This window comes from Streptomyces sp. NPDC005393 (assembly GCF_040606675.1).
Taxonomy (GTDB): domain Bacteria; phylum Actinomycetota; class Actinomycetes; order Streptomycetales; family Streptomycetaceae; genus Streptomyces.
The window spans coordinates 32,874-55,695 of the sequence record NZ_JBEXFG010000014.1 but is presented as its reverse complement, the minus strand read 5'-3'; the positions used below and the strand labels follow the sequence as shown (position 1 = coordinate 55,695).

The following is a 22,822-nucleotide window of genomic DNA, read 5'->3' as shown; positions in this document are numbered from 1 at the left end:
CAGCGGTCGCCCGGCGCGCGACCGCTGTTAGCTTCGCCCAGTTCGGATCGACACCCCACGGCTGAGGAGTGAAGCGATGGTGACGACCAGGGAGATCGCGTACCCGGTGGACGGCGTGACGATGGCAGGGCATCTGGCGCTGCCCGACGGCACCGGCCGACGCCCCGCGGTGCTGATCGCCCATGAGGGCCCCGGCCTCACCGAGCATCAGCGCATGCGGGCCGACCGGCTCGCCGGTCTCGGCTATGTCGCCTTCGCGTTGGACTACCACGGCGGGGGACGGTTCATCGAGGACCGGGAGGAGATGTTCGCCCGGGTCAATGAGCTGCTCGCCGATCCCGATCGGCTCCGTACGCTCGGCGGCGCCGGGCTCGACGTACTCCTCGCCGAACCCAGGACCGATCCGGCGCGGCTCGCCGCCATCGGCTACTGCCTCGGCGGCACCATGGCCCTCGAACTCGCCCGCGGCGGCACGGATCTCAAAGCCGTCGTCGGCTTTCACCCCAGCCTGATGACCACCCGGCCCGAGGACGCCGCCCGCATCACCGGCAAGGTCCTCGTCTGTGTGGGCTCCGAGGATCCGTTCATCCCGGCCGAGCAGCGCCGGATGTTCGAGGAGGAGATGCGGGCCGCCGGGGTGGACTGGCGGATGATCATCTTCGGTGGCGCCCTGCACAGCTTCACCCACCCGGACCTCGACCCGGATCCGTCCCTCCGCCCGGGGATCGGCTACCACGAGCCATCCGCCGAGCGTTCGTGGCGGGCCATGCTCGACCTGTTCGACGAGACATGGGAGGGGACGTCCGAGAAGTCGTCCGGCTGACGACCGGCCCGGGTATGTCGGGGACCGGGTCGTGGCGCTGGCCCCCGGGCCGGGCTGTCCCTCACGCCTTGGGGCGGCGTCCGCTGCGGCGTGGCGCGGGCTCGGCGCCGTCCAGCAGGGTCAGGCGGCGCTCCTCGCCACGGGTCTCGACCTGGAGGACGACCCGGCGCAGCGCCTCCGCGGTCTGCCGGCACTCCTCGTCGGTCAGGGGCGCGGTCACGAACGCCTCCTCCTCGTTGAACTCCGGGAAGACCCGCCGCATCAGCGATGCGCCCTCCCCGGTGAGGCTGAGGAGCACCAGCCTGCCGTCGCTGGGGTGGCGGGAGCGTCTGATCAGCCCCTTGGCTTCCAGGGTGCGTGAGACCCCGGTGAGCGTGCCCTTGGAGATGCCCGCCTCCTCCGCCACCTTCCGCGTCTCCGACTCACCCCAGATCCAGACCACCCAGAGCACCACGAACGCGGTCCAGGTCAGATCGCAGCCGCGCAGCACGGAGTTCTCCAGGTGCTGCCGCACCGCCGAGGCGGCCCGGTAGATGTTGGACACCATGGCCATCTGCTCACGGTGGAGGGGGAGACCGCCGAGCTTGGCCTCGACCAGCTTCTCGGCGTCGGTGATGGATCGATGGCCGGGCACGGGCACGCTCCTCACGAGGGATCGTTCGGAGCCGGATTGTACGGTGGCGCCCGCGCCCGGCGCCGCCGACACCAGCCGTGGCATCGGCCGCCGGGCGCGCGGAGTTGTGCCGGGGGGATCCGGCGATCACGCGGGACGCGGGCCCTGCGCCGCCTTCGTCCGCAGCGGCGGGACGGCGGGCACCTACGGTGACTCTTTCGGTCACCGAGTCATCGCCTCGCGCTCCACGCTGGATGCGGACGAGGGCAACCCGGCCGTAGACTGAAGACGCGCTATGGACAGAAACGGACAGGCTGAGGTCGAGGCCCCGTTCCGGCCCTCCGTGGGAGCCCCGCCGGGAGCGGCGGTCCTGGACTTCCCCGGCCTGTTCGCCCGCGCCCGGGGCCACGACCTCGACGTGTACGCCCCGATGCGGCTCACCTTCCACCAGCTGATCACCGTGCGCTCCGGGGTGCTGCGCTGCTCGGTGGACTTCACCGAGCATGAGCTCACCGAGGGGAGCTGGATGTGGGTGCGCCCCGGGCAGATCCACCAGTTCCGCTCCGATCTCACCGCCGCCGAGGGCACCGTCGTGCTCTTCCCGCCCGGCTACCTGGGCGCCGCCACCGCCGCGGCCGCCCGGCTGGACCGCCGCGCCCGGCAGCGCCCGCTGGTCCCCGAGGGCGCCGCCGCCCAGGCCGTACGCGGCGTCCTGGACCTGCTGGAGAGCGAGTACCGGGCGATGGCCGCGCCGTTGGAGGCGCATATCGAGATGGTCCGCCATCTGGTCGCGGTGCTCGTGCTGCGCCTGGCGCATCTGCCGGGCGTCCAGAACGGCGACGCGGCGGGCAGCGAGGCGTTCCGTCGCTTCCAGCGGGCGGTGGAGCGCGACTTCACCCGTACGCATCGGGTCGAGGACTACGCCGAGCGGCTGGGCTACAGCGCCCGCAGCCTCACCCGCGCGACCCGCGCCATCGCCGGATGCGGCGCCAAGCGCTTCATCGACGACCGGGTGCTGCTCGAGGCCAAGCGGCTGCTGGTGCACACCGATCTGCCCGCCATGGCCATCGGCGAGCGGCTCGGCTTCCCCGATGCCACGGTCTTCACCAAGTTCTTCCGGCGCCGGTCCGGCGAGACCCCGGCCGGCTTCCGCACCCGCGCCTCGGGCAACCGGGCCTGACTCCGCGTCCCCTACGCACCGCGCGTCCGTCCGGCGGGGAGCCGGACGGACGCGCGGGGTGTGGCCCCTGATGTCGGGCGGGTGGTTCAGTCCGTCGCGAGGGCGGGGTCGCTCATGCCCGCCCGGCCGGTCTCCACATGGCCGGCCAGCCGCCGCAGATAGCCGCTGTCGTGGTCGGAGACCACCGACAGGTCGTACCAGTGGTGGCTCTCGCGGGGGTCCGCGGTGTGCACGACGCGCCCGCCCGGCTTCAGTCGGTGGGTCGCCGTCTTCTCCTCGTGGTAGTGGTCCGTGACGGTGAGCCGGACCGTCGTACTGCCCTCGTTGGTGAGGGTCAGCCTGATCTGCCCGGTCTTACGGTCATGGCGGGCGCTCACCTCGGGCCCCTTGCCGGTGGCGTGGCCCGTGAACCGGCGCAGGAAACCGGCCGGCCCGTACACCTCGATGTCGTACCCGCCCTTGTCCGGCGCGGACCTGGGCCAGCTTCCGGCCAGCTGCTTGCCTGCCTCGGCCGTGTACCCCCACGGCCCGCCGGTGTGCGTGGCGGAGGTGACGTGGAAGTGCGCCGCGGCCTCGCCGCGGTTGACGAAACCGACCCGCAGGGTGCCGTCGGCGCCGGTCGTGGCGTCGGCGGACAGGTCGTACGGCAGCGGCCTGGTGCGGCGCAGTCCGGGCTCCTGCCGGGGCAGGGAGGGCTTCGCCGGGGGCGCCGGCACATAGTCGGGGTGGCGGTCGTGGTCCTTCGGCAGATAGCCGCTGGTGTCCGGAAGGGCCGGGACGCGGGCGTCGGTCCGTGCGAAGTCGAAGGCCGCGGTCAGATCTCCGCACACCGCGCGCCGCCACGGCGAGATGTTCGGCTCCTTGACGCCGAACCGCTGCTCGATCAGCCGCAGGATCGAGGTGTGGTCGAGCGTCTGGGAGCACACCCAGCCGCCCTTGCTCCACGGCGACACCACGAGCATCGGGACCCGCTGCCCCAGCCCGTAGGGACCCGCCACCTGCGAGGACGAGCCGGGGAACAGCTCTCCGGTGGTGTCCACGGTCGAGGCGCCCCGCTGGGGTGAGGCGGGTGCGTACGGCGGCACGATGTGATCGAAGAAGCCGTCGTTCTCGTCGTAGGTGATGAGGAGGGCCGTCTTGCTCCACACCTCCGGGTTCGACGTGAGTGCGTCGAGCACCTGGGCGATATACCAAGCACCGTAGTTGGCGGGCCAGTTGGGATGCTCGGTGAAGGCTTCGGGCGCCGCGATCCAGGAGACCTGCGGCAGCTTTCCGGCCTTCACATCGGCCCGGAGGATATCGAAGAAGCCGTCGCCGGCCTTGGCGTTGGTGCCGGTGCGGGCCTTGTCGTAGAGCGGGTCGCCCGGAGCGGCGTTGCGGTACTGGTTGAAGTACAGCAGCGAGTTGTCGCCGTAGTTGCCGCGGTAGGCGTCCTCGATCCAGCCCCAGCCGCCGGCGGCGTCGAGGCCGTCACCGATGTCCTGGTAGATCTTCCAGGAGACCCCGGCCTTCTCCAGCCGCTCGGGGTAGGTGGTCCATCCGTAGCCGGCTTCGGCGTTGTCGAGGACCGGGCCGCCGCCCACCCCGTCGTTGCCCGTGTAACCGGTCCACATGTAATAGCGGTTCGGGTCGGTGTTGCCGATGAACGAGCAGTGGTAGGCGTCGCAGATGGTGAACGTGTCGGCCAGCGCGTAGTGGAAGGGAATGTCCTCACGGGTCAGGTACGCCATCGTGGTAGCGGTCTTGGCCGGTACCCACTTGTCGTACGCACCCTGGTTGAGGGCCGCGTGGCCGCCCTTCCAGTCATGGTTGAGGTCCTGGAGGAACTGCAGCCCGAGGTCGTTCACCTCGGGGCGGAACGGCAGCACGTCCTTCGTACCGTCCGACTGGTGCCACACCGGCTTGCCGCTGGGCAGGCGCACCGGACGCGGATCGCCGAATCCCCGCACTCCGCGCAGGGTGCCGAAGTAGTGATCGAACGAACGGTTCTCCTGCATCAGGACCACGATGTGCTCCACGTCCCGCAGGCTTCCGGTCCGGCGGTTCGCCGGGATCTCCGCGGCGCGCGCGATGCTGGTGGACAGCAGGGACACGGCGGTGGTGGTGCCGGCGAGTTGCATGAAACTTCGACGGTCTATGGAGGTCATAAGGGTCCGGGTCTCCTGGGGGGCGTCCGAAGTGGTGCGGGGAACCGGGGCAGTCTCTTCCGCCCGGCAGGACCGCACAACGGCCCATGGGAGAAACGACGGAAAAGCCTCCGTAAACCTTGGTCACCGCGCCCCGCCGGCGGTCGTCGGGCCCCGCGGAGCCTCGGGGCCTGTGCGGTCCCCGGCCCGGTCGGGGCCCGGCCCCGGGCGCCGACCGGGCGATGGGCGTCACAGCGGGTGAAGACTTACGTTGGAGAGTATGCACGGCGATGCGTTGACGCTGTTCGTGTGCGGCGATGTGATGCTCGACCGCGGCGTCGACCAGATCCTGCCGCACCCCGGCGACCCGGAGCTGCGGGAGCCGTACATCCGCGACTCCCGGGCCTATGTCGAGCTGGCCGAGGAGGTGAACGGCCCGATTCCATGGCCGGTGGACTTCTCCTGGCCCTGGGGCGACGCCCTGTCGGTGCTGGACGAGACCGCGCCCGATGTCCGGGTGCTGAACCTGGAGACCAGCATCACGGGAAGTGGCGAATTCGCCTCCGGCAAAGAGGTCCACTACCGGATGAGCCCGGCCAATCTCCCCTGCCTGACCGTGGCCCGGCCCGATGTCTGCGTCCTGGCCAACAACCACGTGCTCGACGGCGGGCGGAGCGGACTCGAGGAAACACTCGACACCCTGGCCGCCGCCGGGCTCCGGGTGGCGGGAGCGGGCCGCGACGCGGCCGCCGCGCGGCGCCCCGCCATCGTCCCGGCCGGTGACGGCCGGCGCGTCCTGGTCTTTTCCTTCGGGGCGGCCTCCAGCGGCATCCCGGGCCGCTGGGCGGCGACCGACGACCGGCCCGGGGTCGACTACATCGCCGAGCTGTCGGACGGCCGCGCGGTGGCGATCGCCGACCGGGTGCGGCAGATCAAACGACCGGGCGATATCGCCGTCGCCTCGATCCACTGGGGCGGCAACTGGGGATACGAGGTCTCCGCGGATCAGATCCGCTTCGCCCACGCCCTGATCGACGGTGGCGTCGACCTCGTCCACGGCCACTCCTCGCACCACCCCCGCCCCGCCGAGGTGTACCGCGGCAAGCTGATCCTCTACGGCTGCGGCGACCTCATCGACGACTACGAGGGCATCGGTGGCTATGAGCAGTACCGGGACGACCTGCGGCTTCTCTACTTCGTCACGGTGGAGCCGGACACTGGCCGGCTCATCGACGTCCGTATGGTGCCGTTGCAGTCACGGCAGATGCGGCTGCGGCGCGCCGGCCACCCGGACGTCGCCTGGCTCCGCAGATCCCTCGACCGGGCCGGCTCCCGCCTCGGCTCACACGTCGACGTCCAGCACGACGACGTGCTCACCCTGCGACGCGGGTGAGCGGACGCGGACGTGAGCACACTCAGACGATCTTTGATCGCACCAGCGTGCCCAGCACCAGCGCACCCGGGATCAGCGGGAGCCACACCGTGATGAAGCGGTACGCGAGCACCGTGGAGGTGGCGGAGTCGACCGGAGCCCCCGCCGCGACGAGCGCGATGACCAGCGCCGCGTCGACCGAGCCGATGCCACCGGGGGAGGGGATCACGGCGGCCACCGCTGTGGCGGCCAGATAGGCGAGCATCACATGCGGTGGCCGCACCTCGAGCTCCAGCGCGAGACCGACCGCCACCAGCCCCGCCGCCTGCAGCAGGGGAAACGCCAGTGAGCCTCCCCACAGGGCCAGCGCCCGGGACGGCCGCGTATGGAGGGAGCGGGCGTCGGCCAGCGCGGTCCGCAGAAAGGTACGGACGATCCTGCGCACCGGGCGGATCATCACCACCCCCAGCACCAGCGCACAGACCGCCGCCACCACCCCCGCCACCACCGCTGTGCCGACCCGATCCGGGAGCAGCGGGCCGAGGTGCAGCGCCTCGGGGAAGGCCGGCAACAGGACGACCAGCAGCCCGATCCGGGTCGTCGCCTCCGCGAGGAAGTACAGGGCGAGCGCGGCCGAGGAGCGGGCGGCCGGCAGACCGCAGCCCGTCATGAAGCGGATATTGACCGCGCTCGCGCCGATCCCCGACGGCAGGAGATGGTTGGCGGCCCCCGCGGCGAACTGGGTGGCGAACAGCCGTTTGGCCGGAAGCCGTTCCAGCACCGCGCCCTGCCGCGCGAAGGACACCGCGACCCAGCCGAGCCCGGTCGTCGCCACCGCCGTGAGCAGCCAGTACGGATTCGCCGTCAGCATCTGCCGGGCGCCGGAGCCGATCAGCGAACGGTGCTGGACCGCCCATACGCCGACGACGACCAGCGGCAGCAGACACAGGATCCGGCGCACCGGAATCCCGCGGTACGCAGGCAGGCGGGCTGGTCGCCGCATGGGCTACCGTGTCGCTTTCGGTATCGGTCCGGACATTCCCGCTCCTGGGATGTGTGCCGGATGCGGCTGTCCGCTCAGCGTCTGCGCCGCGTCGCCGCGCAGCGGAAGCGCGAGCAGCAGCCCGAGGCAGATCCATACGTAGGCGTTGCTGCCGAGGAAGCCGCTCACCCCGGTGAAGTCGAAGCGCCACAGCCACACCAGGCTGCTGCAGAGGATCACGTAGATCGCGGCGGACGCGCGCAGCAGGAGCCGGCGGCGGGCCGGTGGCGCACCCGGCCGCAGTCCGGTGTCCGCGAGCACCGCCAGGGCCGGAATCAGCCAGACCAGATGGTGCACCCAGGTGATCGGGCTGATCAGGCAGGCGGCGATGCCGGTCAGCGCGAACCCCGCCACCTCGTCCCCGACGGCCGCCGCGCCGCGTACCCGGTGGGCCCATACGGCCAGGATGGCGAGTACACCGACCGCCCACACCGCCCCGCTCGGCTGCACCGGCGCGAGCAGCCGGGCCAGCACCCCGTCCCACGACTGGTTCGAGACATACGAGAGCACCCCGATCCGGTTCGTGTCCCACAGCGCCTCGGTCCAGTAGACCCGGGAGGCGCCCGGTGCCACCCACGCGGCCAGCAGCGTGGCGGCCACCGCCGTGCCCGTGGCCACACCTGCGGCCCGCCACCGCCGTGTGACGAGCAGATAGATGATGAAGATCGCCGGGGTGAGCTTGATCGCGGCGGCGAGCCCGATCCCGCTGCCTGCGAACCGGCCACGCCCCGTGGACAGCAGCCACGCGTCCGAGAACACGAGGACCAGCAGCAGCAGATTGACCTGTCCGAAGCTGAAGGTGTCCCGGACCGGTTCCAGCAGGGCGAACAGACAGGCCGCCACGATGAAGGCGAACCACTTGTTCCAGCCCTGCCGGCGGACGGCCGGACCGATCAGCCAGGACAGCAGGGTGGCCGAGGCGGCCGCATTGAGCAGCATGCTGATCGTGATCGCGCCCGGCCAGCTCACCAGGGCCATCGGCAGCATGCACAGCGCGGCGAAGGGCGGATAGGTGAATCCGTAGTCCGTGCCGTCCGCCCCGGGGATGGTGAAGTCATAGATCCGGCCGTCCCGCAGCCAGTGGCCGACCGCCTCGTAGTAGACGTTCAGATCGAACCAGTGCCGGTGCAGCGGGACGGTGACCAGGAAGAGCATCGAGGCTCCGGTGAGACCGAGCGCCAGCAGCAGCCGCCCGCGCGTCGTGGTGGGCCCCGTCATGCCGAACGCTCCGGCCGGCGGCCGCCCTTCGCGGTGGACAGCCCGGGGGCGGTGGCGAAGCCCGGTGTGTGCTGTGCGCACCACAGCGCACACAGCGCCAGCGTGCCCCCGCAGACCGCGAACGTCAGCTGTCGCGAATCCGGGGCGAAGCCGCTGGGCAGTACGGCCAGGGCCAGGACCCCGCTCGCCGCCGCGACCGCACGCCGCACCTGCCCGCTCGGCGCCGCCGCCGCGATGAGGAACATCCCCCACAGGATGTACCAGGGCCGGATCGCCGGGCCCAGCACGGCCACCGCCATCAGACTCAGCCCCAGTGCGTACAGCGGGCGGCGCCGGGGCGGACGCAGCCAGGCGGCCGATATGACGACGGCGGTCACCACCAGCCCCAGCACATGCCACGCCGGGGTGGCCAGCGGCGCCAGACCGCTGCCGACGGCGTCCAGCAGGGCGCCGGTGGCCCGGCCGAGGGCGCTGGTCAGCGCCCAGTTGTCGGGTGAGGCCGGGGTGCTCAGGGCCGTGATCCAGCCGTATCCGGTGCCGGTGACGGCCGTTGCCACGCCCGTGGTGGCGAGCGCCAGCGCGGCGGTGGCCAGCACCGCCCCGACCCGCCGCCTACGGCCCTCCACCTGGCGCACCCAGAGCGAGGCGACCGCCAGCAGCCCCAGCGCCGCAGGCGCCTTGACCAGGGCGGCGAGCGTCACCAGCACCGCACCGCACGCGGGCCACCGGCCCGTCGCGGCCACCAGACCGGCGCCGAGCAGTCCGAGCATGAGGGCATCGTTGTGCGCCCCGCCCACCAAATGCAGCAGCAACAGAGGGTTGAGCCCCCCGAGCCACAGCGCGGCGCCCGGATCGGTGCCGCAGCGCCGCGCGAGAACCGGCAGGGCCAGCACCATCACCGCCACCCCGAGCAGTGCGAGCAGCCGCAACCCCAGGACGCCGAGGGACAGTTCGGCGCGCGAGGCATGCGCGATCGCGCTCTCGAACGCGAGGGACACCGGGCCGTAGGGCGTCGGAGTGTGCTGCCATCCCGGCGCCACCTCGGCCGCGAGTGGTCCACCGAGCCGTACGGGGCCATGCGTATAGACATCGATCCGCGCGTGCACCATGGCGCCCTGCGCGAGATAGCTGTACACATCCCGGCTGAACAGCGGGGGCGCGGGCAGCAGCGGAGCCGCCCACGTGACGAGCGTCAGCAGCAGGCTGCGCCGGCTGGGCGGCCGCGGGCCACGCACCGCGCGCCCCAGCCACCACCACGCCGCCACCAGCAGAACCAGTCCGAAATAGGTGACGGCCAACCCGATCGCCGCTCTCCCGGAGTCCGGGGTGAGGACCTCCCCCACGGGCAGCGCTCCAGCCGTCGCTCCGCCCGCCGCCAGGGCCACCGAGCCTGCGAGCCCGAGCAGCCGACAGTGGTGTGGAGCGACGGCGACACCTTGGACGAGAAGACGACGGACCAGCACCCGCCCAGACTTGCCGTGGCGCATGGCCGAAAATTGACGCCGCGGTCACCGGCGGCTGGCCGACAGGTGTCGGCCGGGTCACCCGGCGCGCCGGCCGCCGCCTCCGCGACCGGCCGCGCACCGCTCCTACCAGTCGCGTTGACCCGCCCCGGCCGCGATCGAAGACCAGGCCGCCCGGTCGACCACGAGTTCCCGGAGCGTGCGCACCTCACGAGGGCTGTTCCAGCCGAGCACTCCGACCACCCGGCCCCGGTGGCCGTACGCCACGACGAAGCGGCGGTTGTCCAGCTCGCCGTGCACCACGGCGAGCTCGGCGTCGGCGGGAAAGATGCCGTACGCCTGGATATGGGCGTCGTACTGGTCGGTCCAGAAGTACGGCACGGGGGCGAACGGCTCGTTCGCGCCGAGCAGGTTGCGGGCGACGGCCTGGGCCTGCTCGGTCGCGTTCAGCCGGTGCTCCAGCCGCATCCGGCGGTCGAAGTGGTTGTTGTGCCACGAGGCGACGTCCCCGGCCGCGTAGATGTCCGGCGCCGCCCGGCAGGTGGCGTCGCATTCGACGCCGTTGCGCAGTTCGAGGCCGGATCCGGCCAGCCAGCCGACCGCCGGGGTGGCGCCGATGGCGACCACAGCGACATCGGCGTCGAGTACCGTGCCATCGGTCAGTTCGAGCCCGGTCACCCGGCCGTTCTCCTCGAGGAACCGTTTCACATCGGTGCCGCAGCGCATGGACACGCCGTTGTCCCGGTGCAGCTGCCCGACGAGGCCGGCGATCCGGTCGCCGAACTGACGCCGCATGGGCACCGGGCGTGGATCGATCATGGTGACGTCGAGTTCCATCCTGCGGCAGGCCGAGGCCGCCTCGGCGCCGAGAAAGCCCGCGCCGACCACCGCCACCTTGGGCCCGCGACGTAACTCGGCGCGCAGGGCGAGGGTGTCGTCGAGCGTGCGCAGCAGATGCACCCCGGCCAGATGGTGCGCGTCGGGCAGACTGCTCGGGATGACGCCGGTGGCGATGACCAGGGCGTCGTACGGGACGGTGTCGCCGTCGTTCAGCAGGACCCGCCGCGCGGCGATGTCCAGTCCGGTGGCGGACCTGCCGAACAGCAGCTTCGCGTCGAGGGCGGACAGCTCCTCGTCCGTGCGCAGCTTGATCCGGTCCGGCTGCCAGGCGCCGACCAGGATCTGCTTGGACAGCGGGGGCCTGTTGTAGGGGGTGTGGGGCTCGTCGCCGATGAGGGTGAGCTTCCCGCCGTACCCCAGGGAGCGCAGGGTCACGGCCGTGGTGAGCCCGGCGACCGAGGCGCCCACGACGACCACGTTGTCCGGTGTGCTCACGACTCGGCCACGGTGATGGCCAGGGCGGGGCAGATCGCGGCGGCCCGGCGGACGTCGTCGTGGAGTTCGGCCGGGGGGTTGTCGTCGAGCAGGACGGCGACGCCGTCCTCGTCCCGCTGGTCGAACACGTCCTGGGCGGCGAGTACGCACTGGCCCGAGGCGACGCATGTGTCCTGATGCAAGGTCACCAGCATGGATATCTCCGGACGATGGGGGCGAGGTGATGCGGGCCGTACGGGAGCAGGCGGAGCTCCGTCACCAGGTGACGGGCGGCTCGTAGACCCCGTAGACGGTCGAGTCGTGCCTGAAGGGGAGTTCGGCGAGGCCGGCGGCCGGCCGCCGGGTGGGGACGCGCCGGCAGAGGGTGCCGTAGACGACCTGCGGCTCCACGCGGGCCGGCTGCTGGCCGAGACACTGGTGGACGCCGTATCCGAAGGCCACATGGCGGCGGCGCAGTTCGTCGTAGCGGGTGACCAGCCAGGCGGTGCTGCCGTCCCACAGCCGGACCGTCTGGAGTGGGGCGTCGGCCTGCAGCCTCCGCAGATCGGCGGGCGGGGAGAAGGGGCAGCGCATGCTCTTGTCGATCGGGTAGCCCGGGGCCGAGTCCGTGCCGGTCGCCGCGTCCGTGAGCGTGTCGGTCATGTCTCCTCCGTGGCCGCGGAATGCCCTGAGTCAATGACTAAACGAGCGTTCGGTAACGGGCTGAACGGAGGCTAGTTGGCGTTCGGTGCCCAGCACAACACGCTCCGCTCAAAGATGGCCACGATCGGACACATATGAGCCTGGCATGTGCGTCCGCGGTAATGAGACCGGCCATCAGCTCGTCCCTCAGGGAGCCCCGGGCGGCGCGGTCCCGGCTTCGGCGATCTGCGAGCTTCACCGTCCGGGACAATGGCGGATTCTTGTCGCTGCCGGTCACCGCCACGCCATGGCCCAGCGGGATGCCGATGCCCGACCGTGGCACCCGGCGCCGGTCACCGTCGGTACGTATGGGATCATCGCCCATCACATGCCGGAAATACGCGGGTTACGAAAGATCCGCATTGCTCACGTACGGTCAAGGGGAGTCCTGTTGATTCCACCCGATCGATATCACCCGTACGCGTGGAACGCCCGCGCGGACGCCGTCGGCCGCGCGATGCGGATGATCGGGACGGCGTGGTCGACCGGGAGGGCGCGGCCGGGTTCGCGGCCCGGCGCGGAGCCGGGTACGGCGTCGTGGCGGCAGCGGCGGCAGGCCCGGAAACCGGCGCCCTGGGCCGCGGCGGAGGTCGGGAAGAACCGGACGTTCTCACGGCGTGGGGTGGTCGCGGGGCAGCTCGGCCGGCAGTGGATCCCGGTCGTGGCGACGGCGACGAAGAATGCGCCGCCGAAGCGCGCATCACGGCTGCGCACCGCCTCGTACCTGCCGTCCTCGCTCATCACACCCCCACTGTGCGGCATGACCCAGGCAGTGTGCTGGCGGAAAACGGACACGGCGTTCGGGGCGCGGCGGCGCTGCGCGGTGGCCTATCGGGGACTGTGGTCGGGCCGCCGGGTGTCCGCGGCGGCCCGGGCGCCGGCCGCCACCGTCCGCGAGGCCCGGCCGCGCCGCCGGGGAAGGGCGGCGATCGCGATGGCCGCCAGCGCCACTCCGATGCCCACGAAGGTCGCCGTGGTCACTTCGGCGCCCGCCCGGGGGAAGGCCAGGTTCAGCGCGAGCGACCCCAGCAGCTGACCGGTGATGGTGGCCAGCCCGAGGATGAGCACCCCGAGGTGGTGAACGGCCGCGACGGCGATGGCGATGAACACGACGCCGACCGGTCCGCCGAGGTACACATACCAGTGGTCCGCGAGGGTGTGCGGCCCACGTACCGCGAGCGCGTGCACGGCGAACACGGTGGCCAGGGCGGTCGCGCCGACCGCGAAGTTGGTGAAGGTCGCGGTCGAGGCCGAGCCGGTGGCGACGCGGACATGGCCGTTGACGGCCTGCTGCCAGCTCACACAGGCCCCGGCGACGAGTGGCAGGACGAGCATCCAGTACGGGAAGCCCGCGGTGAGCTTGCCGGCCGTGGAGACGGCGACGGCCGCGAGGATGAGCAGGGCGCCGATGACACGGGGCGCGGTCAGCGGCTGCGGTCCTGCGGGGCCGAGGCCCTTGCGGTCGAAGACGAGCCCGCCGGTGGTCTGCCCGGCCACCACGGCCACGGTGAACAGGGCCACTCCGAGTGCGGTGACGGTGACGGCCTGGGAGAGCACCAGCAGGGCGCCACCGCACCCGCCCAGCACCTGCCACCACTTCAGCCGGCGTTGGCGCACCGCGCGGACCAGGGCGATGGGTCCCGTACCCGCGCCCTGCCCCGTACCCGCGCCCTGCCCCGTACCGTCGCCCTGCCCCGTACCCGCGCCCTGGTCCGTACGGCCGTCCCGCCCCGCGCGCCGGGCGCCCGCGGCGAGCAGCCCGGCGCAGATGACGACCAGACCGGAGCCGAAGGAGATGAGTGCCGCGGCGTAGGGGTCGTGCATCCCGTGGGCCAGCTCGCCGTTGAGGCGGGACTGCACGGCTATCAGACTGCCCGAGACGACTGCGAGGAGCAGCCAGAGCGCGTACATCGTGGTTCCTCTCGTGTTCATCCGGGACTCGGTGAGCCCCGCCTTGCGCAGCTCACCCAGGAAGCGGCGGATGACCACGGGGTTGGCGTTGCCACGTGCCGCGATCTGCTCCGAGGTGGCCACCTCATGGCCGTCCCGCCGATGGAGCTCCATCCAGGACAGGACGTGGACGGCGATGGTCAGCCTACTGTTGGCGCTCACGGTACGGAGCGGGGGCCGCCTGGCGGCCCGCCCGCGACCTCCTCGGTGGTGCCGGTCGTCCAACCGGCCCGCGGGGAGGCGAGGAAGGCCGCCGCGGCGGCCACTTCCCGCGGCTCCCCGATCCGGCCCAGTGGATAGGCCTCGCGGGCGCGGCGGTCGTGGCCGTCGCGCTCCTCGGCGCTCATCGGGCCGAGATGGTCCCGCTCGTAGGCGGGGGTGCGGACGGCGCCGGGGGCGATGCCGTTGACCCGGACGCCGGACGGGCCCAGCTCATTGGCGAGTGCCCTGGTCATCGCGTTGATGGCGCCGCGGGTGGCGGAGTAGGCGGCGGACGGACGGTCGGCGACCATCGTGTGCGCCCAGTAGCTCGTGATGTTGATGATGCTGCCGTGGCCCTCGACAAGCGCCGGGAGCAGCGCCTGGGCGAGCAGGAAGGGCACCCGGACGTTGAGGTGGAGCATCGCGTCGAAGGTGTCGGCGGAGGTCTGGGCGAGGGGGCTGAAGTGCGCCGTCCCCGCGTTGTTGACCAGGGTGTCCACGCGCTCGGTGAGCGCGAGCACCTCGTGTGCGGCGGTGGTCACGGCGCCGGGGTCGGCGAGGTCGACGGAGATGGTCCGCACGGTGGTCCCGTGTCCGGCCAGCGCGTCCCGGGCCCGGTCGAGCTTGTCCTGGTCGGGGTCGAGCAGCACCAGGTCGGAGCCCTCCGCGGCGAAGGCATCGGCGATGGCATAGCCAAGGCCCTCGCTCCCCCCGGTGATCACTGCCGTGGTGCCGTCGAGATGGCTCAAGGCCGGGGCTCCCTTCGGTGAGGCGGGGCGGAGGCGTGTGCGGGGCGTTCGACCGGGTAGGCGGACCTGATGTCGAGCACTAAGTGGACACATCTTGTCCGCTTAATGTTCAGCGTACGTAGGTGGACAGAATCTGTCCACTTCTGACTAGGCTGAGGCATGCCCTCAGCACAGCGGCCCGCGAGACCACCGCGCGCGGACGCGCGGCGCAACGCCGCCCGCGTTCTGACCGGCGCGCGTCAGGCGGTCGCGGCCCATGGCCTCGACGTCGGCTATCACGAGATCGCCAGGCTGGCCGGAGTCGGCGTCGGCACGGTCTACCGCCGCTTCCCCGAGCGGGCCCAACTGCTGGAAGCCGTCCTCCTCGATGTGCTCGGCGAACTCGCCGACAGCGCCGAAGCGGCCCTCACCGAGGACGGCGGCTGGCCGGCCTTCTCCCGGTTCTTCACCGAACTCGCCCTGCGCACCGGCGAGAACGCGGGCCTGTCGGAATCCCTCGACGACCGTGGCGGGCCCCAGGTGGCCGCCGCCCGTCTCAGACTGCTCGATCTCCTACGGCGGCTGACCGAACGCGCCCAGCGGAATGGCGCATTGCGCACCGATCTGTCCTGGCGGGACATCCCCTTCCTCGCCAAGTCGGCCACCAGCGGAGGCTATGTGCTCGATCTGCCCGCCGACCGGCTCCAGGCCGAACGGTGTGCCACGGTCGTCCTCGACGGCATGCGCGCGCCCGCGAGGACCCCGCTGCCCGACCGTCCCTGATCGCGCGCCGCTGCCGCACACTGGTGTGTCATGGAGCTGCAGATCACCGCCACCTCGCCCGAGCATCCGGCCTCCCTCCTCGATCTGCCGTGGAACATCCCGCTGGAGGAGTGGCCGGCGGAGCATCTGGTGACGCTGCCGCGTGGCATCTCCCGCCATGTGGTCCGGTTCGCCCAGGCGGGCGGCGAGGTGGTCGCGGTCAAGGAGGTCGGCGAGTGGGCGGCCGTACGGGAGTACGGGCTGCTGCGCGATCTGGACCGGCTCGCCGTACCGGCGGTGGACGCGCTCGCGGTGGTCACCGGGCGCACCGACGAACACGGTGAGCCACTGGAGCCCGCGCTGATCACCCGGCATCTGGTGGGGTCGCAGCCGTACCGGTCGATGTTCGAGACGACCATGCGGCCCAGCACGATCAAGCGATTGCTCGACGCGCTCGCCGTGCTGCTGGTCAGGCTGCATCTGTCCGGGTTCGCCTGGGGCGACTGCTCACTGTCCAACACCCTCTTCCGGCGCGACGCGGGCGCGTACGCCGCGTATCTGGTGGACGCCGAGACCGGGCAGATCCAGCCGCGGCTGACCAGCGGGCAGCGCGAGTACGACGTCGAGGTGGCGCGGGTGAACATCGCGGGGGAGCTGATGGACCTGGAGGCGAGCGGCTCCCTGCACCCCTCGGTCGACCCGGTGCTGTTCGGCCAGGCCATCGTCGAGCGGTATAGCGAGCTGTGGCATGAGCTGACGCGTCAGTCGGTGTATCCGGTGGCGCGGCGCCACTCGATCGACGCGCGCGTCCGGCGCCTGAACGACCTCGGGTTCGATGTGGCGGAGATGCAGATCGAGCGCTCACCGGACGGTGACACGGTCACCTTTGTGCCGAAGGTCGTGGACGCGGGCCACCACCAGCGGCAACTGCTGCGGCTGACCGGTCTGGACGCGGAGGAGAACCAGGCCCGCAGCCTGCTCAACGACCTGGAGACGTGGATGGCCACGCAGGACGACTACGCGCCCGGTGATCCGCTGGGCGCGCGGCCGGAGGTGCTCGCCCACCGCTGGGTCCGCGATGTCTTCCGGCCGACCGTACGGGGCGTCCCCCGAGAGCTGCGCGGGGCGACCGACACCGCGCAGATCTACCATGAACTGCTGGAACACCGCTGGCTGCTGTCCGAGCGGGCCGGCCATGACATGGGCCTTGAGGCCACCGTCGAGGACTACATACGGACCGTTCTGGGCAACCGCCCGCACGCGTAAGGGGCCGGGCCGGATGGATCCACGGCCGGCCCCCGCGTCGCTTCGGTCAGGCGAAGAGGCCGCCGAGCCAGGTCCGCCACGCGTCCCCGGTGCGCTGGGCGTCGGCGCCCGGCGCGAAGTCGTGCACACCGACCCCGACCGGCGCCCCGAAGTGGTTCCGGCCGAAGAGCCGGTACATGGCATCGTCCGTGCGCAGCCCGATGAAGTACGGGTTGCGGTAATCGACCACGGCGTCCACCGGCCCGGCGCCGGGCAGCTCGACCCGTACCGTGGCCCCCTCCGCCGCGTCGTCCGGCAGCCCGAGCCCACGGCCGGCCACCTCGAAGGCCGAGTTCGCGCCCCGGACGAAGTGGCGCTCGAAGCAGAAGAAAAGCACCGCCACCGGATAGTGGACAGCAGCGCCGCGGCCGGCTTCATCCCCAGGCATGGGCGGCCGCCTCCGCGGTGCTGATCCTGCAGGCCGTACTCCAGCTGTCGGCCGACGTCCCCGGCGGCAGCCCCACCCTGGCGCCGTCCGGACGGCTCATCGCCCCGCCGGCGCCTGGTTCCCAGGGGCCGGCGGGGCGATGAGCGATGTGTGACGGGGGATGAGCCGGGGCGTGTCTCAGGACGGCAGCGAGGACAGGACCCCCGAGAGCGACGCGATGACGCGCGGGGCCTGGTTGTTGAGGTAGAAGTGGCCGCCGGGGTAGATCTGCAGATCGAAGTCGCCGGTGGTGTGTTCGCCCCAGGCGCGGGCCTCCTCGACCGTCGCCTTGGGGTCGTTGTCGCCGATATGCGCGTGGATCGGCGCCGTCAGCCGCGGACCGGGGGTGTGGCGGTAGGTCTCGGCCGCCTTGTAGTCGCTGCGGATCGCGGGCAGGACCATCCGCAGGATCTCCTCGTTCCCGAGGACCTGCGAATCGGTACCGCTGAGCGACTTCATCTCGGCGATCAGACCGTCGTCGTCCCGCAGATGGACCGTCTCGTCGCGGTGGCGGGACGGGGCGCGCCGCCCCGAGGCGAACACCGCCGCCGGCACCACGCCCTTCTGCTCCAGGCGCAGCGCGACCTCGTAGGCGAGGGACGCCCCCATGCTGTGGCCGAACAGCGCGAGCGGCCGGTCCGTGTACGGCAGCAGCTCGGGCAGCAGGGCGTCGGCCAGCTCGGGGATGGTGTCGATGCACTTCTCGTTACGGCGGTCCTGGCGCCCCGGGTACTGGATGGCGAGCACGTCGACTTCGGGGGCGAGGGCCTTGGAGACGGGGAAGTAGAAGGAGGCGGACCCGCCGGCATGGGGCAGGCAGACGAGTCGCGTCGCCGCGGTCGGCGCGGGGTGGAACTGCCTGATCCACAGACTTGTGCCGGTGGGGTGTGCGGTCACCTGATGTCCTTTCGTGCCGCCGGTACGACGGCGGCTGTCGCGGGCGCTCGCGCGCATGCCTCGGGCTCGCGCGGAGAGCGTATGCCAGCCTGCCGGGGCGGGAGGAGCGGGTACAACCCCTATTTCGGACGGGCACGCCCCTACCCTGTCCGTCCTCAAGGGCGGCCCGCGCTCAGCCCGTCAGGGGGACCGGGCCCCGCTCGGCGGTCCGCAGGGCCAGTGCCGCCAGCGCCTCGGGGGCGCCGGCCTGGCCGCGGACGCCGGGAAAGGCGTTGATGTCCACGATCAGCGGGGCGCCGCCGCCCGCGTCGATCACATCCACGCCGTACACCCCCAGCGTGAAGACCGAGCCGACCCGGCGCGCCAGGGCCGGCCAGCCGGCCGGCAGCTCGCCGGGGGCGAGCGGCAGCGTCGTACCGCGGCCGCCGGGCGCCAGCTCCGAGCGGCGCAATGCGGCGAACACCGTGCCCGCGATCACCCACAGCTTGTGGTCCCAGCCATCGTTCGGGGTGAAGTCCTGCACCACGACCGGCTCATCGGGCCACGCGGCGCTCAGGGCGCTCAGCTGTACGGGGTCGTCGGCGCGGGCCACCAGATCGTGCCGGCGGCTGTGCCGGCTCTTGACCACGACCGGGTAGCGGAGCTGCGACGCGGTGAGCCGCCCGAGCGCCGCCACGGTCCGGGTGCTTGCGAACGGCAGCCCCGCGCGGTGCGCCAGCTCGGCCATCGCCGTCCGGTCCTGACAGAGCCCGGTCGCCGCGGCCGAGTTCACCACCGGGGCGCCGCACCCCTCCAGGAATCGGGCGAGCGCCAGCGCACGCGGCGTCCGGGCCTTCAGCAGATACACATCGGCGAGCGCGTCGGGGGAGACCGGGTCCCCCGACGCGGGGTCGTAGCCGCCCGGACCCACCGCCACCACCTCATGACGGGGCGTCAGCAGGACTGTGGTGTCGGCGAGGAGCTGATGGCCGGGGTCGGCGGTGATCAGACCGATCCTCATCGGCCGCCGCTCACCGTCGCGGACATGGGAGCAGGCGCGGGGGCAGGGACCGGGGCCCGTACCGGCTCGGGGAGGGCCCCGACGGCCGCCGCGCCCGGCCGGGTGCCGCCTGTACCCGCCAACTCCAGCACCGCGCGCCCCACTCGCGCCGCCGCGTCCGGCACCTCCTTGAAGCTGGGGAAGTCGTTCACATCGACGATCACCGGACCGTCCGGGCCCAGCAGCACATCCACCCCGTACAGGTCGAGTCCGTAGACCGACCCGACCTCGGCGGTGATCGCGGCCACCTCGGGGGTCAGCGCCACCCGCCGCCCGCGTACGCCCCGGTCGGGGCCGAGCGGTGAGCCGCGCTCGGTCGCGTAGAGCTCACCGCCGACGCAGTACACCTTGAGGTCGATGCCCGAGTTCGGCACATAGGGCTGGGCGATGAGCATGCCTTCCCCGGTCAGTTCGGAACCGAGCGCGGCCAGCCGGTCCGGGGAGGGCACCAGCCGCACCGCCCGCCCGGAGCTGCCGTCCGCGGGCTTGACCACCAGCGGGAACTCGGCCTCCGGAATCTCCGCCAGCACCTCGGGCCGGGCCGCCGCGTAGGTGAGGGGCATCGGCAGCCCCCGGCTGCGCCCGATGGCCGCCGCCAGCGCCTTGTCCCGCACCCCGCGGATGGACCGCGCGTCGTTGACGGTGGTGAGCCCGACCGCCGCCGCGGCCTCCAGCAGCGTCAGCCCGGGGCCCCCGGACACCGTCTTGAGCACCCAGGCGTCATGGCTCCCCGCCCGCACCGCGTCGGACATGCGCAGCAAGGAACTGCCCGGCCGGACCACGTCCACCTGGTGCCCCCAGGCGGAGAGCTGACGGATCACCTCACGCGGCATGCCGTCGTGGCGATAGCGCTCCTCCACCAGAAAGCAGAGTCTCATCGGCCTTCTTCCTCATCACCGGACACGTTCCCGGGCTACTGCCGAGAGTGTCCGGCGAGCCATGGCCCCTCAGGATGTCATCAACGGTTCCTTTACGATCTCCTGGGCCACGACCAGGCCTATTTATGCGGCTAAGTTTCCTTTATCTTGCTGAACCATGATGCTGACGCGCCGGGAGCGCGAGGTTCTCGCGTCGCTGCGACGGGACCCGCTGGCGGGCGCCCAGGCCATCGCCGACGCCCTCGGCACCACCCGGGCGGCGGTCAACGTCCATCTGTCGAACCTGGGCAAGAAGGGCGCCATTCTGGGGCGCGGCTACATCCTGCGCCAGGAGCACGCGGTGGTGGTCATCGGCGGCGCCAACGTCGACGTCAAGGTGCGCAGCCTCGCGCCCGTCGCGTACCACACCAGCAACCCCGGCCGGTCCCACACCAGTCCGGGCGGGGTGGCCCGCAACATCGCGGAGAACCTCGCGCGGCTGGGCACCCCGACCCATCTGATCGCCGCCGTCGGACAGGACCCGGCGGGGGAGCGGCTGCTGAGCGAGACCCGGGCGACCGGGGTGCGGATCGACCATGTCCACCGCAGTACACATCCCACCGGCACCTACACGGCGGTGCTGGACGCCGACGGCGATCTGGTCGTGGCCATCGCGGACATGGCCGCCACCGATGGGCTGAGCCCCGAGCATCTGCACCCCGCGCGCGAGCTCATCGGCCATGCGAGCATGCTCGTGCTCGACGGAAATCTCCCGGCTCAGGCACTCGCGTACGCGCTGGACATCGCGGCGCCCACCTCAGTCCAGACGCTCATCGACCCGGTGAGCGTCCCCAAGGCGGCGCTGCTCGCCCCGCTGTTCTCCGGTGAGCGGACCGTCTTCGCCGTCACCCCGAACCTGGCCGAACTCGGCGCGCTGGTCGGCCGCCGCGTCGACGGCGGTGACGGGGAGCTGATCCGGGCCGTGGCCGTCCTCCATGAGCGCGGGGTCCAGCATGTGTGGGTGCGGCTCGGTGAGCGCGGCTCGCTGCTGAGCACCCTCGGCGAGGGCCGCCACTTCCTCGACGCGCCACCGGCCGAGGTCCATGACGTCACCGGCGCCGGTGACGCGATGCTCGGCGCGTTCGCCCACGCGCTGCTGACCGGCGCCGACCCGGTCGACGCCGCCCGCTACGGCCACGCAGCCGCCGCGCTGACGGTGGCGACCCCCGCCACCGTACGACCCGATCTGACCCCGCGCCTCGTCGAGGACGCGCTGAACGCCCCGCTGCGGAGGACCACATGACCACCCCTCACCCCCGGCTGGCCCTCAGCGAGGAGGTCCGGGACGCCCTGCGCGACGGCCTTCCGGTGGTCTCGCTGGAATCCACGATCATCAGCCATGGCATGCCGTATCCGCAGAACGTCGAGATGGCCACCGAGGTCGAGGGCATCATCCGTGAGCAGGGCGCGGTCCCGGCCACCATCGCCGTCCTTCGCGGCACACCCCGCGTCGGTCTGGAGCGGGCGGATCTCGAACTGCTCGCCACCAGCCCCGAGGTCGGCAAGGTCAGCGTGCGTGACCTCGCCCATGTCATGGCGCGCGGCGGCCACGGCGCGACCACCGTGGCGTCCACGATGCGGCTCGCGGCACTGGCCGGGATCCGGGTCTTCGTCACCGGGGGCATCGGCGGGGTGCACCGCGGAGCGCAGCAGAGCTTCGACATCAGCGCGGACCTGACCGCGCTCGCCACCACCCAGGTCGCGGTCATCAGCGCCGGGGTGAAGAGCATCCTCGACATCGGGCTCACCCTGGAGACCCTGGAAACCCTGGGCGTGCCCGTCCTCGGCTACGGCACGGACGACTTCCCCGCGTTCTACTCCCGGGTGAGCGGCTTCCCCACTCCGCTGCGCGTCGACTCGCCCGAGGAGATCGCCGCCATCATGCGCACCCAGTGGGACATGGGCATGATGGCGGGGCTGAGCATCGCCAACCCGGTCCCCGAGGCGGACGAGATCCCCGCCGAGCGGATCGACGGCATCATCGCGCGGGCGCTCGCCGAGAAGACGGAGGCGGGGATCACCGGCAAGGACGCCACCCCCTATCTGCTGGGCCGCATCGTCGAGCTGACGGCCGGTGAGAGCCTGCGGACCAATATCGCCCTCGTCAAGAACAACGCCCGCCTGGGGGCGCGGATCGCGATCCGCTACGCGGAGGCGGAGGGCGGATTGACGGCGACCGCCTTGAAGAACGTGTAGTGGAAGGTCCCGTCCTCATACGCGGTCCGGTGCAGATCGGCGATCCCCCGGTCCCAGTCGACCGGGGTGGACAGCCCCGCGGCCAGCGCGTCCTCCCGGACGGATGCGACCATGGCGATAAAGGTGTCGCGGGTGAAGCCCTCGACCAGCGCCGGCCGGGTCCGGTCGGCGTAGACCGTGCGCGGGCGGACCGTGAGCTCCTGGTATCCGGCACGGGTCAGCAGCGGCTGCAACTCCCGCCCGATCAGAGCGTTTCCGCCCGCCTCCGACTGGAGCCGGATCTGCCCGTCGATCGCCGCGCGGGCAGCATCTGATGGTCACCTTAGACACCGGGTTCGCCGACACGGACCTCGCCGCCGCCGCGCTCACGCGCGGAGTAAAGGTGCAGCCCCTCTCGTGGCACGGCCGGCCCCCCGGGCAGCCACCCGGACCGGTGCTGGGCTACGCCGCGAACATGACGACCCGTATCGCCGAGGGCGTGGCGATCCTCGGCGACCTCGTACGACGCCACCTCTGACGACGGCCGGGGATCGGGACATTCCGGGTG

20 protein-coding genes and 5 pseudogenes are annotated in these 22,822 nt (G+C 72.0%); 8 read left to right on the top strand and 17 right to left on the bottom strand.

Annotated features, from left to right (window positions below; all coding sequences use genetic code 11):
* Positions 1–76: 76 nt before the first annotated feature.
* Positions 77–823 (top strand): dienelactone hydrolase family protein, encoded by a 747-nt coding sequence (locus ABZS71_RS14840; protein WP_356210093.1) that lies wholly within the window; start codon positions 77–79, stop codon positions 821–823.
* 61 nt (positions 824–884) lie between these two features.
* Here ABZS71_RS14840 and ABZS71_RS14835 read toward each other — a convergent pair whose 3' ends face one another.
* Entirely contained in the window at positions 885–1,457 is a 573-nt protein-coding gene (locus ABZS71_RS14835) for a MarR family transcriptional regulator (RefSeq protein WP_355852208.1), read from the bottom strand.
* Between the two features lie 274 nt (positions 1,458–1,731).
* Between ABZS71_RS14835 and ABZS71_RS14830 the strand changes: the two genes are divergently transcribed.
* A complete protein-coding gene (locus tag ABZS71_RS14830) occupies positions 1,732–2,616 on the top strand; it encodes an AraC family transcriptional regulator (RefSeq protein WP_356210090.1) in 885 nt (294 codons plus the stop codon).
* An 86-nt stretch (positions 2,617–2,702) separates the two neighbouring features.
* Here ABZS71_RS14830 and ABZS71_RS14825 read toward each other — a convergent pair whose 3' ends face one another.
* Positions 2,703–4,763, bottom strand: coding sequence for a phosphocholine-specific phospholipase C (locus ABZS71_RS14825; RefSeq protein ID WP_356210088.1), 2,061 nt, complete (start codon positions 4,761–4,763; stop codon positions 2,703–2,705).
* Positions 4,764–5,022: 259 nt separating this feature from the next.
* Between ABZS71_RS14825 and ABZS71_RS14820 the strand changes: the two genes are divergently transcribed.
* Positions 5,023–6,135, top strand: a complete 1,113-nt coding sequence (locus ABZS71_RS14820) for a CapA family protein (protein ID WP_356210085.1) — start codon at positions 5,023–5,025, stop codon at positions 6,133–6,135.
* Positions 6,136–6,157: 22 nt separating this feature from the next.
* Here ABZS71_RS14820 and ABZS71_RS14815 read toward each other — a convergent pair whose 3' ends face one another.
* The 10 genes and pseudogenes from ABZS71_RS14815 to ABZS71_RS14770 form a co-directional block, all read right to left on the bottom strand.
* Complete coding sequence (locus tag ABZS71_RS14815) at positions 6,158–7,117, bottom strand: lysylphosphatidylglycerol synthase domain-containing protein (RefSeq protein WP_356210082.1); 960 nt, start codon at positions 7,115–7,117, stop codon at positions 6,158–6,160.
* A 3-nt stretch (positions 7,118–7,120) separates the two neighbouring features.
* Complete coding sequence (locus tag ABZS71_RS14810) at positions 7,121–8,374, bottom strand: glycosyltransferase 87 family protein (protein WP_356210080.1); 1,254 nt, start codon at positions 8,372–8,374, stop codon at positions 7,121–7,123.
* Positions 8,371–9,861: a polyprenol phosphomannose-dependent alpha 1,6 mannosyltransferase MptB gene (mptB, locus tag ABZS71_RS14805; RefSeq protein WP_356210077.1), complete on the bottom strand. Its 1,491-nt coding sequence runs from the start codon at positions 9,859–9,861 to the stop codon at positions 8,371–8,373. Before mptB ends, ABZS71_RS14810 begins: the two co-directional genes overlap by 4 nt.
* Before the next feature lie 102 nt (positions 9,862–9,963).
* Positions 9,964–11,172: an FAD-dependent oxidoreductase gene (locus tag ABZS71_RS14800; RefSeq protein WP_356210073.1), complete on the bottom strand. Its 1,209-nt coding sequence runs from the start codon at positions 11,170–11,172 to the stop codon at positions 9,964–9,966.
* Positions 11,169–11,366: a ferredoxin gene (locus ABZS71_RS14795; RefSeq protein ID WP_356210070.1), complete on the bottom strand. Its 198-nt coding sequence runs from the start codon at positions 11,364–11,366 to the stop codon at positions 11,169–11,171. The genes ABZS71_RS14800 and ABZS71_RS14795 overlap by 4 nt, the downstream gene beginning before the upstream one ends.
* 61 nt (positions 11,367–11,427) lie before the next feature.
* Positions 11,428–11,622: pseudogene (locus ABZS71_RS14790) on the bottom strand (cytochrome P450); the annotation flags it as partial.
* A 747-nt stretch (positions 11,623–12,369) separates the two neighbouring features.
* Positions 12,370–12,594 (bottom strand): annotated as a pseudogene (locus tag ABZS71_RS14785) (Ada metal-binding domain-containing protein); the annotation flags it as partial.
* 87 nt (positions 12,595–12,681) lie between these two features.
* Positions 12,682–13,176: pseudogene (locus tag ABZS71_RS14780) on the bottom strand (DMT family transporter); the annotation flags it as partial.
* A 66-nt stretch (positions 13,177–13,242) separates the two neighbouring features.
* Positions 13,243–13,965, bottom strand: a pseudogene (locus ABZS71_RS14775) (DMT family transporter); the annotation flags it as partial.
* On the bottom strand, positions 13,962–14,753 hold the full coding sequence (locus tag ABZS71_RS14770) for an SDR family oxidoreductase (RefSeq protein ID WP_356210068.1): 792 nt from the start codon (positions 14,751–14,753) through the stop codon (positions 13,962–13,964). The pseudogene ABZS71_RS14775 and the gene ABZS71_RS14770, both read right to left, overlap by 4 nt.
* A gap of 159 nt (positions 14,754–14,912) precedes the next feature.
* On the opposite strand from ABZS71_RS14770, the gene ABZS71_RS14765 reads away from it, so the two are divergent.
* Positions 14,913–15,515: a TetR/AcrR family transcriptional regulator gene (locus ABZS71_RS14765; RefSeq protein ID WP_356210066.1), complete on the top strand. Its 603-nt coding sequence runs from the start codon at positions 14,913–14,915 to the stop codon at positions 15,513–15,515.
* A 30-nt stretch (positions 15,516–15,545) separates the two neighbouring features.
* Positions 15,546–16,760 (top strand): DUF4032 domain-containing protein, encoded by a 1,215-nt coding sequence (locus ABZS71_RS14760; RefSeq protein ID WP_356210063.1) that lies wholly within the window; start codon positions 15,546–15,548, stop codon positions 16,758–16,760.
* Positions 16,761–16,806: 46 nt separating this feature from the next.
* On the opposite strand, the gene ABZS71_RS14755 is transcribed toward ABZS71_RS14760, so the two are convergent.
* The 4 genes from ABZS71_RS14755 to ABZS71_RS14740 form a co-directional block, all read right to left on the bottom strand.
* Positions 16,807–17,187, bottom strand: a complete 381-nt coding sequence (locus tag ABZS71_RS14755) for a hypothetical protein (RefSeq protein WP_356210061.1) — start codon at positions 17,185–17,187, stop codon at positions 16,807–16,809.
* 177 nt (positions 17,188–17,364) lie between these two features.
* Positions 17,365–18,123 carry an alpha/beta fold hydrolase gene (locus ABZS71_RS14750; RefSeq protein ID WP_355859175.1) on the bottom strand — a complete coding sequence of 253 codons (759 nt, stop codon included), beginning with the start codon at positions 18,121–18,123 and terminating at the stop codon, positions 17,365–17,367.
* A 172-nt stretch (positions 18,124–18,295) separates the two neighbouring features.
* The gene (locus tag ABZS71_RS14745; RefSeq protein ID WP_356210059.1) at positions 18,296–19,123 is read right to left on the bottom strand and encodes an alpha-L-glutamate ligase; all 828 of its coding nucleotides are present in this window, start codon (positions 19,121–19,123) and stop codon (positions 18,296–18,298) included.
* Positions 19,120–20,040, bottom strand: coding sequence for a hypothetical protein (locus ABZS71_RS14740; RefSeq protein ID WP_356210056.1), 921 nt, complete (start codon positions 20,038–20,040; stop codon positions 19,120–19,122). The genes ABZS71_RS14745 and ABZS71_RS14740 overlap by 4 nt, the downstream gene beginning before the upstream one ends.
* A gap of 157 nt (positions 20,041–20,197) precedes the next feature.
* On the opposite strand from ABZS71_RS14740, the gene ABZS71_RS14735 reads away from it, so the two are divergent.
* Both ABZS71_RS14735 and ABZS71_RS14730 read left to right on the top strand, forming a co-directional pair.
* The gene (locus ABZS71_RS14735; RefSeq protein ID WP_356210054.1) at positions 20,198–21,322 is read left to right on the top strand and encodes a PfkB family carbohydrate kinase; all 1,125 of its coding nucleotides are present in this window, start codon (positions 20,198–20,200) and stop codon (positions 21,320–21,322) included.
* On the top strand, positions 21,319–22,275 hold the full coding sequence (locus tag ABZS71_RS14730; RefSeq protein WP_356210051.1) for a pseudouridine-5'-phosphate glycosidase: 957 nt from the start codon (positions 21,319–21,321) through the stop codon (positions 22,273–22,275). Before ABZS71_RS14735 ends, ABZS71_RS14730 begins: the two co-directional genes overlap by 4 nt.
* On the opposite strand, the gene ABZS71_RS14725 is transcribed toward ABZS71_RS14730, so the two are convergent.
* A complete protein-coding gene (locus tag ABZS71_RS14725) occupies positions 22,224–22,508 on the bottom strand; it encodes a hypothetical protein (RefSeq protein WP_356210049.1) in 285 nt (94 codons plus the stop codon). The two genes, ABZS71_RS14730 and ABZS71_RS14725, sit on opposite strands and share 52 nt — an antisense overlap.
* A gap of 68 nt (positions 22,509–22,576) precedes the next feature.
* On the opposite strand from ABZS71_RS14725, the pseudogene ABZS71_RS14720 reads away from it, so the two are divergent.
* A pseudogene (locus tag ABZS71_RS14720) lies at positions 22,577–22,792 on the top strand (PLP-dependent aminotransferase family protein); the annotation flags it as partial.
* Positions 22,793–22,822: the final 30 nt, after the last annotated feature.